Source organism: Paenibacillus sp. FSL H3-0469, from assembly GCF_038051945.1.
GTDB lineage: Bacteria > Bacillota > Bacilli > Paenibacillales > Paenibacillaceae > Paenibacillus_AQ.
This window is the reverse complement of sequence record NZ_CP150302.1, coordinates 817,685-829,571: the sequence shown is the minus strand read 5'-3', so window position 1 is coordinate 829,571 and position 11,887 is coordinate 817,685. Positions and strand designations below refer to the sequence as shown.

The following is an 11,887-nucleotide window of genomic DNA, read 5'->3' as shown; positions in this document are numbered from 1 at the left end:
TACTAATATTTGGCAAGCCGCGCCTCCAACTTGGAAATGAGCTGCTGTACATGTGCCCGCCATTCGTCCCAGCTTGACGATTCCCGCCACAGTTCCGCCAAATCGCCCTCGCACTCCCCCTCAATGTCAGTCCAAATCACGTTCAAATGCTCCAGCAAAGTCCCCAGCGCGGAATGATCGGCCGTGAACGCCCGTACTTGCGTCCAGGTGCGTTCTTCCTCCTCATGATCGTAATCCAAACTGCCATTCTCTTGAAACTCGATATACAGCTCCGCGAGGGCGAGCACTGTTCCGTCATAAAGGAAGTCATCCTCACCAAACTTCGCCATCAACTCACCCAAATCCAATGTGTCACGAGGAAGCAAGTCCTCGATCGCCGCCACCAGATCCAGCCCTTCATCACTTTCCAATGCTTTGATTCCCCATGCTCCCATTCGATGCCCCCCTGTCACTCTCGTCTCTTCATTATATAGAGCGTGTCCAATGCAGGTCAAATAGTAGTAATCACAGCCATGTGACTCATAATTATTTCGGCGGCCCGCTTATAACCGCCGGATTGCCGTAAAGATTCACCGATGAGGCAAGCCTGCTGTTTATAGAATGGATTGCTTAGGACTTCTGACAATGCCTCTCTCATATCCGTTGCACTGAGGTTGAGTTTATTTAAAGAGATACCCGCCCCTAACTCCTGTACCCGATTGGCTACAAGAGGCTGATCCGACGTTAATGGAATCATTACTAACGGAACGTTGTAATATAGCGCCTCACTCGTACTATTCATTCCGGCATGTGTGATGAAAACATCCGTATGCTGTAGCATATCGAGCTGTGCAATATAGGGCACGACGATAAAATTAGGGGGAATTTGATCAGCCAGCGGCTCCATATCCGTATATCTCCCTGAAGATAGAACCACATTCACCGGCATATCCCCAAATGCTTCAAAGCAAAGTTGATAGAAATCCAAGTTTTTATTTAAAATAGTACCCATAGCAATGTACACGGTATGCGGGTAACGTTCACGAAGCAGCTCAAACGGGAAAGTCTCAGCATCTTGACGCGGTATGATCGAAGGACCTGTGAAAATAAAACGATTGTCCAGTTTTTCTGCATGCGGCTGAAAATAACGGCTTGTATACACAAGCTTTAACCGGCCTGTATGTGCCGGGATTTCTTCCATGGCGGGAAGACTCACTTGATACTCTTGCGCTAACTCCCGTGTTATCTTCATCGTAGCCTCATACAGCTCCATCGTATTCGTATCCATCTCCTGCTCATTCATGCCTTCGCCAGTCCCCAACGGATCAACGAAAGCAAAGGAAGCAATCGTACATACGGCGGGAATCCCTAGTTTTTCTGCAAGAATAGTCCCTCCCCAGCCCATCAGTGAATCAAAAATCAAATAATCGAACTTTTGATTGCCGATCACTCGAAACACCTCGGGTATAATCCTCTGAATGATACCGCCTACCATCATATAAATGAATTGATAAGGATGAATGTACTCCTGCGGTTTCAACACGGGATCATGAGAAAAGGCATCTTGCGGAAATGGATAGGTTATGAGCAAGGCTCCGGTTTGTTCAATTCGGGAACGATACTCCTCCACGCACACATAGACAACCTCTTCTCCACTGTCAATCAACTGGGTAACTAATCCTAACGACGGATTCACATGGCCTTCAGCCGGAGTAATGACCACTAATACACGTGCCATTCTATCTCCCTCCCAATGCAATTTTTCCTCCGTTCTTCGTGATGTATGTAGCTACGCGATGGTCATCCTTTACATGGGAAGGTTCTCTTTCGACTGGCTGATCGGATGATGTTCTTGATGAACGAGTTCGGTAATACGTAGAGATGCCAAGAAACTTAATAAGACCCATAGTAATTGGAGTGTTAACACTATCACCACTCCTGTCGATATGCCCCACTGTAAAGTATCGGATAAGGCGATTAGAGCGCCGCCCACTCCTATGCTTACGCCCATATAAAAGGAATCCACAAACTGCAGATTCGAAGACATTTCTCCCTCTTTCCCGGGCGCCGCATGTTGTAGAGCAATGGCTGCGGTCGTAGGATTAGCCAATCCAACACCGAAGCCGGTAATCATTTGCGAGAGTAAGACGAGTATGATTCCACCTTCCGACAGCATAAGGGCCAGGATCACAAGTACAGTCCCAGCGATCATAATCCCGATACCTACCATAACTCTGCGTTTTCGGCCATAACCTTGATCTCGTACATCAAGCTTCGCCTGCAACCACGCTGCGGCGGACCAACTCAAGGAACCTGCTGCGACAATGAGGCCGGCAAGATCTGCTGATAAGCCCTTTACTTCGGTTAGCGCCAAAATCACAAAACTCTCCGTTGTAAAATAACAAGCCACATACAGCCCCCTGGAAACCAATGTAGCAGGCAATCCTTTTTTTACCGCAAAAGAGCCCTTAGGCAGCAGTATCCGCATGGGTGGGATCATGACGATTAAACCACCTAGAGTGAGTACAATTCCTGTCCAATCGGTTATCATACCGAGTCCTGTGAGTAGTAGCCCCGTTCCAATGGTAAGCAGGATTGCATGAAGAGTCTTCGAGTCTGCCTTTGGGGCTGGACCCGTCAGTACTTGCCGAAGTTGCAGTTCACGGAAAGAGCGGAAGGTGAGACTCAATGCCAATCCAATCAGGGGTACAACCATCCAGAAAACAAATCGCCATGACATATAGGAGGCAATAAGGCCTGCCAGGTAAGGTCCTATTAAGGAAGGCAGGACAAATGCCATGGAGAATGCCGCTAAAATCTGAGTGCGCAGAGCATCCGAATAATGCAACGTTACACAGGTATAAATGCATGTGATCAGAGCTCCCGCCCCAAAACCTTGAAGGGCTCTTCCTGCAATAAGCATGTGCATATCAAAAGAAACAGCCGCAACCACAGTTCCAAGCACAAAAATACTAAACGACACGAGCAACGAGGTGAAAACGCCGCGCTTGTCAACCATTTGACCGATAACCAAGGTTCCAATCAGCTGAGATAACAAAAATGCGCTGAAAATCCAACCGTATGAATGAATACCCTGCAAGCTTTGTGCCATTCTCGCAGCAATTGTCGTAATAGCCAGCCCCTCGAAAGCTACGGTGGTTAGAACCAGCATAATACCAATCGTCAACGCCCTGTGCTGCCTGTCAAAAATCCCAATCTGATTGTTGTTTGTCTCCTACACCTCCATAATAGTTAAGTGTAATGGTAAAAATACCCTTTTTATGATCTAAATATACAATACCCTTTCTACTTTGTAAAGGTTAATGTTTAAAAAGTATGAATAACATAAAGGGTTTTTAACTAACAAAAAAACCGCCAAAGGCGGCTTGCAAGAATGAGTCACGGCTATAGAATCAGCGGGTTTCCCCACGGTGCAGAAATTCATCAATCATCGCCTTGTATTTGTCCAGACTATACTCAGGCCGAGCAGAAATTCCGTCTTGGCAATGTAACGTGTAAGCACTTGATGACCGGCATGGCTGTGAAAATTCCCCTCGCTGAACAACCGCTCTCCAATCTCTTGATTCCCTAAGTAAAATTTACTTTGCATATATAACTGCTTGTTGCGCAATTATTTTTATTGCATTAATTGTGATTCTGATCATAGTTGATATGCAAAAACCTGAATATACTGAAAACACTATAATTACATTATTAACATAAATATCCATTTCTAGGCTCTGTGAAACAAGTATGTAGTTGTAAATTTCATGAAAGGGGTCTTGCCGTCTCCACACTTTCCCTCCGTACATTAGGGTTGTTTGCCGCCGTAGTCCTTGCACCTCAGATCGCAGCTTGAGAAAGTGCACAGGCACATCTTTAAACCAACCAATTTGATCGGAGGAGTAATGATTATGAAAAAGACTGTAGTTACACTTTTTGCAGGGGTTGTGGCGCTTGGGTCCTTTGCCTCGATGGGCAGTGCCGCTGAAAACAATGAGAGTAATCCTGTAGAGCTCTTCTCAGGCTCTTCTCCTATTTCAATTACGGACCAAGCCTGGAAAACCCCAGCAGACTCTGCTTCTGAGGACAAGGTATGGGGATATCTTGAAAGTGTTAAAGGGAACCTGCATCTTTCGGCTAAGGGGGACATTCGGGGGAAATTTAAAATCACAGAGCAAGAAACAAACAGCAAAACAGGCAGCCAGCATTACCGGTTAAGCCAGTATATCTCGGGGATTCCGGTATATGGAGCCGATCAGACCCTGCATATCGACAAAGCCGGCAATGTTACCTCCCTGCTGGGAAGTGTAGTTGAAGATGTCTACCAGACCATTCCGCAGCCGCTGATTCAACTCCAAACCATATCCGGAGCAGATGCCATCGCGGCAGCCGGTCAGGATGCTACGCTGGAACATGGACCGCTTGGTGAGCCCCAAGTTACTCCTACAGCGGATTTGTATTATTTTATCGTTGACGGAGAACCTCAATTAGTCTATAAAACAGAAGTGAACGTTCTGGAACCCGAGCCTTTGCGGATACGGTACTTCATTTCTGCAGAGAATGGCAGCGTAGTGTTCAAATATAATATCTTAGAGAACCTGACGGGTACGGGTACTGGAGTATTTGGAGATACCAAAACGTTCGAGACACGCCTCTCGGGTTCAACCTACCAGCTCTACGACAGCACCCGCGGCAAGGGCATTGTGACCTATACCGCCAAGAACAAGACCTCTCTTCCGGGGACGCTCTTAACCAGCACTAACAATATCTGGACAGACAAAGCCGCTGTAGATGCCCACACCTATGCTGAGAGAACCTATGATTATTATCTCCAGCATTTCGGCCGCAACAGCCTGGACAACAACGGACTGCAGATCCGTTCAACCGTCCATTACTACACTTCCTATAACAACGCTTTTTGGAATGGTGCGCAGATTGTTTTCGGTGATGGGGATGGGTCTACCTTTACTCTGCTGTCCGGTGATTTGGATGTGATAGGCCATGAGTTGACGCATGGCGTGACTGAGAAAACATCCAATCTTGAATACTACGGAGAACCAGGGGCACTCAATGAGTCCTTCTCCGACATCATCGGAAATTCAATTGAAGGTGCGAACTGGCTGATTGGTGATAAAATTTATACACCGGGCATAGCGGGGGACGCACTACGCTCACTGGCTAATCCGCCATTGTACGGCCAGCCTGACAAATACAGCGACCGTTATACCGGCACCGCTGACGAAGGCGGTGTGCATACGAACAGCGGCATCAATAACAAAGCCTTCTATCTGGCTGCTCAGGGCGGTACGTTTAACGGTGTAACGGTCACAGGTATCGGCCGTGAGGATGCTGTTCAAATCTATTACAATGCACTTGTATATTACCTTACAACCTCATCTAATTTCTCTGCTGCACGTACAGCAATCATTCAATCGGCTACTGAATTGTTTGGAGCAGGCTCGGCTCAAGTAACTGCTGTAACTAAAGCTTACAATGCGGTAGGCGTCTACTAAGAACAGAATAACAGGCCAATGATCCTCAAGATCATTGGCCTGTTGTATTTACTATATTCTGGAGACTTTCCTTAATTCGATGAGTAGCTTCGTTACCATGATAGGTGATCACTTTTTTAATATCCAGGTCTAGCAGCTTGGCAATCGACTTCAGCGCAGTAGAATGATCCAACGTGTAATAGTTGTCGAAGGGCAGGAGCTTATCGTCCTTTGAGTTTAATGCATCGCCGGCAATTAACGTTTGCGTCGGGATATGATAGAGCGACATATGATCTGGCGTGTGTCCTGGGGTGAAAACGGCTTGAATGCCACCGGCCAGGGGCAGAATGTCTCGATCCTTAAGTGCCGTATGAACGTGCACGGACGGTGCAAAAGTTCTACCTCTAACAAGCGGAATGGCTCCCGTCAAATAGGGTACAGTCTCCTCATGTGCGAGCACCGTCAACTCGTTCCCCCTGGCCTGAACTAGCTCCGGCAGACTGCCAATGTGATCGCTGTCTTGATGCGTAATGATGATATGCGTCAGCTGATCTAGTCCAAAGCCTTCCCTTTCAAGCAACGTTCGAATCTTATCCAATTGCCCGGGAATGCCAGTATCCACAAGTACAAGATTCCGTTCATCCCACAACAATGTCGGATATACAATAAAAGATCCCATTCGAAGCTCTATTGCTTTAATTCCGGTATTCGGCCGAGACATGGACATTCCTTCATCTTCCTTTCCTATAAGTAGGTATATTATATTCCTTAAAGGAAGCCGCAAGTCAACACTATTTTCACTCTTGAAAGAAAAACGCCGGGTATCTTCCATCTTCCCGGGCGTCTTTCTTTTGATTGTTAATTGTGCTCGGTATAGGCTTTAAAATTGTCCATGATCTATAGTCACTCACCTGCGGGTGAAGGATGCTGGTGCCATCTATAACCGGCCACTTGTAAGGAGTAGCAATGTTGCACATTTGCAGGATTTTTTATAAATGTACTGGCAGTGAAGCATGGGACCCATCCCTCGGCGCAGCAGCACCTATTTACTTTGACCACGACAGCGCGCAGTTTGCGCTTGGGAAGGCCGAAGCACATGCACGTTACTTGGAACGGCAAAAACTGACGCAATTAATCGTGCAGTCCCTGAAACGTTTTCCCCCGTGTCAGCTTCTGACTCTGATCGGCCCAGCGGATCAGAATCGAACGTGAAGTGAAGATGTCGGGCCCGTCCGATACTTGAAAATGCAAGTGTGCTTCACTGGAGTTCCCTGAATTACCTAGATGTCCGATGAGATCTCCCTGCTTGACGTTATCTCCTTTTTTGACGGCTACGCTGCCTTGTTTGAGATGTGCTGTGATGCTGTGCTCCCCATTTCCATGATCAATGACCACAACATTCCCTTCCGGTTCTTCAGCGTTCATCACGCCCGGAGTGTTATCCGGGATGTCATTCTTGACTTCAACCACCTTGCCCTCTGCTGCTGCATAGAGCGGTTCACCAAAAGCATAATAGTCCTCGTTGTCCTTTCCCTCTCCTTGATAGCTTGCCTCATTCTGAGTGCGGATAATGTCGAGAGCGTAACGCTGGGTTTCATGAGCATAATGATAGTTGGATAACACATCATTCCCGCCCCAGAACACAAACCATTCGCCCTTCAGTGGAAACTGGAATTCAGTTTTGGTCAACGCCTTATCCGTTGCTTCATGTGTTTCAAGCGGCTGAATAAGGAGCCCCACAATTTGGTGATCTTCAGCAAAAGAGGCCTGAATCCCCTTAGTCCCACTCTGATCCTTCCACGAACGATCAACCAGCTTGTTCAGTTTAACTTCCGTAACCTTGTTCCATGAAGTAACGCCTTCCATAAAGCTATCGGCAGTCGTCTTGAATTCGTCAAGCGTTATGATTTTCTGTAGCTCCGGACTCATCTGCTCGTAAATGTCCTCCTTCGGCCCATTCATTAAGGTATCCATGAAATTGTCAGGTGTAATCTTTGCGCCCTCCCCGGCTTCATTCGCAGCTTCCTCTGTTGGGGCTGCACTGGCTGTCTGTTCTACAGGTAATTGCTCTTGTGGTTCAGCTGATTCCGGGGTGCCGCAGGCAGACAACATCACACACGTACCCAGCATTGCGGCAAGCCCCTTCCAGCTTTTCGAATATACTCTAGTCATTTCCCTGCACTCCTTTGCTAGAACGGTATTTTTCTAGTTCAGTGTACGAAATCAATCTTACCTGCCGTCTAACCTACTCTTACGTCTATCTTAACTTTGCGGCATGCTGGTTCTCCAAAATTAAGCATCCGTTAAGGTTGCCGGCACGCAGCACAGTGCTGCAGAATGGTATGATACCTATATAAAAAGCTGGGAGGTTCTATTTCGTCATGGATGAAGTATCAATCCTGCTTGTTGATGATGAACAGGCGATTCTGCATATGCTCCGAACGGTATTGCTCAAAGAGCAATTCCTGGATATCGATACGGTCACTAGCGGTGAAGATGCGATTGCTGCATGTAAAAAGAAAACCTATCACTGCATCGTGCTGGACGTGATGCTTCCAGGCCGAAGCGGGCTGGAAATCTGCCCTTTCCTGCGTCAAATGACCGATGCCCCTATTCTCTTTCTGACTGCAAAAACAACCGATTACGACAAGCTGACCGGCTTCGCGGTTGGCGGAGACGATTATGTCGTTAAACCCTTTAACCCGCTGGAAGTAGTTGCACGGATCAAATCCCTGCTGAGACGATATTTGCCCAGACAGACAGAAGCAGAAAGACTGCCACAGGAAGGAATCTATGATTTTGGACGCTTTCAGGTCATTGAGCCAGCCGGTGAACTCAGAGTAGAAGGTCAACTGGTGTATTGCCCTGCTCTGGTATACCAGTTACTGCTATTCTTTTGCAAACATCCTAATCGTATCTTCACCAAGGCGGAATTGTATGAGCGGGTATGGGGATCGGAGGCCATTTCGGATGACAACACCGTCATGGTACATATTCACCGGATTCGCGAGCGTATTGAGGCTGATCCGTCCAACCCTGAACGATTGGTGAACGTTCGCGGGCTAGGGTATAAGCTCATTCAGTCCGGCATGGTGCCTGGGCGATGAGTGTAAGACGCAGATTGATGACGAGGTTCATTGGCTTGCTTGCGGGTACAGTGGTCCTGATCCTGGTTATCGGCGGAAGTATAGCTTACTGGGTCATTCAGCAGTTGAATGAGGCTAACCTGGTTGAAGATTTTGCCACTGTCGGGCTCGACCAGCTAATCAGTACAGCCGATATTTTGCCGGACGGCAGTGTTAAGTATGATCCCGAACTGCTGAAGCGAATCGAAGAGAACAACGGCTGGCTTCAGATTCTCGATGAGCAGGGCCGTGTGCTGGATGCTTTCCATACCCCTCCCGATGTGCCGGATCACTATAAATCTGGAGAGCTTATATCCTATTGGCAAGGAAAAAAGCCCTTTCCCTACGAGCTATATCTGCTTATCCGGGAACGACAAGGGATCAATTTCACCCTGCTGTACGGAGAGAACAACCAGGCCGTAACCATGCTGGATCAAGCATATAACGGGGGACGTTATGCCAATAACAAGCTTGAACTGGCGTCCGGACAGCAGGACATCATCCGCGCGGCGGATGCCTATCTTCAGATTTTGGACGAACAAGGACAGGAGATGGCTTCTTTCAACAAACCCGCAAGCGGCATCCCGGACAGCTACAGCATCCAGGACCTGATTCTGCGTACACGCTACCCCTCCCGGTATGGAATGACTACAGTGACCAGCTATGATGAGCAGAACCATTCCACCTGGATGCTGAGTGTTCCTCTTGCGGGCAATCCGGCGGGGAGCAACGTGAACCCCTTCGGGTTTATTTTTGGACCTGCCATGATTGCACTTCTGGTATCCATTATCGGCTTGCTGATCCTGCTTGCTGTCTGGTATGCCAACCTGTTCGGTTATCCCATGCTCCATATGCTCCAATGGCTGCAGCGGCTTGAACGCGGACAATATGAGGAGCCGGCCGGCCCCCGCGGCAGGCCGCTTAGCCGGAAGAAAAACGGGAAATGGCGGCGGAACTATCGGGTATATACGGAAGTGTTACATTCTATACAGACGTTATCCGATACCCTGAAACAGGATAAGGAACTCCGCAAACAGACCGACTCTCTGCGGGAGGAATGGATTGCTGGAATCACCCATGATTTAAAAACACCCCTATCCTCTCTCCAGGGTTATGCACATATGCTGGAAGCAGAGAAATACGAGTGGGCTTCTAATGAAGTACGCGAATTCGCTGGCATTATGCTGGACAAATCGATGTACATGGACAGGCTGGTAAGCGACCTGGCCATGACCTATCGTCTGCGCAGTGGCGGGTACCAGCCCCCTATTGAGTTAACGGATATCAATGCCCTGCTTCAGGATTTGGTACAGCGTGCTGAACGTAACCCAGCTTATGGAGAGGGCCGCATTACGTTCCAGCCTGCCCCGGCGGAGGTACTGGGACATGTACACATTCCCTCCTTTGAACGGATCGTTGATAATCTGACCGCCAACGCCCTGCTCCATAATCCGCCGGACGCGCAGCTGATCGTAAGTGTGCAGGTAGGCACAGGGGCGGGCGAGTTCATCGTTAAATTTGCCGATAATGGACGCGGGATGGATCAGGAGACGGTGTGGAAGCTGTTCGAACGATACTATCGCGGCACAGATACAGCGGCACCCGATGTCGGCTCAGGCCTGGGCATGGCGGTAACCAAAGGGCTGATCGAGGCGATGCAAGGGCGAATTGAGGTTCGCTCCAGTCCCGAAGAGGGAACGGAAATACGTTTGATATGGGATGCCCGTTCGAGGGTGATATAATCAGGAGACTTGGACAGCCATCAAGGTTTCAAAAGAAAGACGCCGGGCATCTGCCCAGGCGTCTTCTTTGATGATTAGCTGATTACTGCTGACCTGCCAGCCACTTAGTGGCTTCCTCCTGTGCTTTCTTCAGCGCATCGGCTGAACTCAGCTCACCTAATAGGACACGCTCCACATTCTCAGATAGAATATAGCGCGGCTGACCGGACCGATATGGATAACGTGGTGTCCATAACTGGCCCATTTGCTTCACAATGGTGTCCATCTGTCTAATCTCCTGCACAGAAGACCAGTTCTCTGCCGCCTTAATAACAGGCATACTCTGTGAACGCTGTTCCTCCCACATATATTGCTGGAAGAATTCACTTCCGCTGAATTTCAGCCATTCCCAAGCCAGGTCCTTATTACTGCTGGAGGCTCCAATGGCAAACGGACTTCCCGCGAACATACCACCCATTCCAGTTTTCTGATTTTTGAATAACAAGGCAGCCTCGTAACGGTCCTCCAGCCCAAGGTTAGCCAGGTTATTAATAAACCCCGGGGATTCACGCAGATTGATCGCAATATTATTTTTTTCTGTCAGGAAATTTTCGGCACCTTGTCCGGCCATTACACCCTCGGGTGCATACTTTATCGCATCCTTCATTAAATCAAGGGCCTGCACCATAGTATCACTATTGAATTCCAGCTTCATATCCTTCCACAGAAAACCTGTGCCCCATTGCCCGCCGAGCGATTCATTGATGTTCATTACCGAATCGGCAGCATCGCTCCCCTTAAAGGTCAGACCATAGTTCTGCTCTCCTGTTTTGGGATTCTTGCCTGTCATCTTGGAGGCCTTGTCCAGGACTTCCTCGATGGTCGGCGACTCGGACAGATAGTCCACTCCCCAATCGTCAAACAGTTGACGGTCATATACAATTACCCGGGCATCTCCGATAAACGGAAGGCCATAAATCTGCGGTTCCTGATCATCGGGTCCCATTACCTTCCAGCCTTCCACCTGTCCATTCAAGTATTTCCCTAGATCATAGCTGTCCTTATCAATATACGGCTGCAGAGGCTCCAGCAACCCCTGTTCAACAAAAGTGGTAATCCCCGGGACTTGATATACATCTGCTGCTCCAGACTGAAGCATCGTCTGAGTTTTCTCGTTATAGTTATCCCAACCCATAAGTACAAACTCGACGGATGTATCAGGATACTGCTTCTCGAACTCCTCTTTAAGCACTTTTACACCTTTAGAGGTTTTGCCGGAGATTGGATCGGTCTTGTCCTCCAACGAGAAATCGCCTACGAGCTGCACCTTCAGTGTTCCTGTTGGTTTCTCAGCAGCAGGCACTGCATTGCTTGCGCCTTCTGTTGCAGCCGGTTCAGTGTTTGCCTTCACTGTCTGATTCGAATTCCCGTTATTACATGCACTCAAAATCATAGTGGACGCCAGCAGCAGCGTTCCTGTCATCTTCAAGGTTGATTTATTAGACATGGTTAGCTCCCTCTACTCCATTTTTTTTATACATTTATTACACTGGACCTTGCTTGTTCC

Annotated in this window: 9 protein-coding genes; 3 read left to right on the top strand and 6 right to left on the bottom strand. The window is 48.2% G+C overall.

The window, feature by feature from the left end; genetic code table 11:
- Nucleotides 1-2: 2 nt before the first annotated feature.
- The 3 genes from NSS83_RS03440 to NSS83_RS03430 all read right to left on the bottom strand — a co-directional run bounded on the left by NSS83_RS03440 (nucleotide 3) and on the right by NSS83_RS03430 (nucleotide 3,151).
- Nucleotides 3-434, bottom strand: a complete 432-nt coding sequence (locus tag NSS83_RS03440; protein ID WP_341185732.1) for a DUF4259 domain-containing protein — start codon at nucleotides 432-434, stop codon at nucleotides 3-5.
- A 56-nt stretch (nucleotides 435-490) separates the two neighbouring features.
- Nucleotides 491-1,717 (bottom strand): macrolide family glycosyltransferase, encoded by a 1,227-nt coding sequence (locus NSS83_RS03435; RefSeq protein ID WP_341185733.1) that lies wholly within the window; start codon nucleotides 1,715-1,717, stop codon nucleotides 491-493.
- A gap of 69 nt (nucleotides 1,718-1,786) precedes the next feature.
- Nucleotides 1,787-3,151, bottom strand: coding sequence for an MFS transporter (locus NSS83_RS03430; protein WP_341186801.1), 1,365 nt, complete (start codon nucleotides 3,149-3,151; stop codon nucleotides 1,787-1,789).
- 742 nt (nucleotides 3,152-3,893) lie between these two features.
- Here NSS83_RS03430 and NSS83_RS03425 point away from each other — a divergent pair.
- Nucleotides 3,894-5,495, top strand: a complete 1,602-nt coding sequence (locus NSS83_RS03425; RefSeq protein WP_341347674.1) for a M4 family metallopeptidase — start codon at nucleotides 3,894-3,896, stop codon at nucleotides 5,493-5,495.
- Between the two features lie 31 nt (nucleotides 5,496-5,526).
- Here the strand turns inward: NSS83_RS03425 and NSS83_RS03420 are convergent, their stop codons facing one another.
- Together NSS83_RS03420 and NSS83_RS03415 are read right to left on the bottom strand one after the other, a co-directional pair.
- A complete protein-coding gene (locus tag NSS83_RS03420; RefSeq protein ID WP_341347673.1) occupies nucleotides 5,527-6,306 on the bottom strand; it encodes an MBL fold metallo-hydrolase in 780 nt (259 codons plus the stop codon).
- A 299-nt stretch (nucleotides 6,307-6,605) separates the two neighbouring features.
- Nucleotides 6,606-7,646, bottom strand: a complete 1,041-nt coding sequence (locus NSS83_RS03415; RefSeq protein ID WP_341347672.1) for a M23 family metallopeptidase — start codon at nucleotides 7,644-7,646, stop codon at nucleotides 6,606-6,608.
- A 209-nt stretch (nucleotides 7,647-7,855) separates the two neighbouring features.
- On the opposite strand from NSS83_RS03415, the gene NSS83_RS03410 reads away from it, so the two are divergent.
- Nucleotides 7,856-8,581, top strand: coding sequence for a response regulator transcription factor (locus NSS83_RS03410; protein ID WP_341185738.1), 726 nt, complete (start codon nucleotides 7,856-7,858; stop codon nucleotides 8,579-8,581).
- Nucleotides 8,578-10,341: a HAMP domain-containing sensor histidine kinase gene (locus NSS83_RS03405; protein WP_341347671.1), complete on the top strand. Its 1,764-nt coding sequence runs from the start codon at nucleotides 8,578-8,580 to the stop codon at nucleotides 10,339-10,341. Before NSS83_RS03410 ends, NSS83_RS03405 begins: the two co-directional genes overlap by 4 nt.
- 82 nt (nucleotides 10,342-10,423) lie before the next feature.
- On the opposite strand, the gene NSS83_RS03400 is transcribed toward NSS83_RS03405, so the two are convergent.
- Nucleotides 10,424-11,827: an extracellular solute-binding protein gene (locus NSS83_RS03400; protein WP_341347670.1), complete on the bottom strand. Its 1,404-nt coding sequence runs from the start codon at nucleotides 11,825-11,827 to the stop codon at nucleotides 10,424-10,426.
- Between the last annotated feature and the right edge of the window lie 60 nt (nucleotides 11,828-11,887).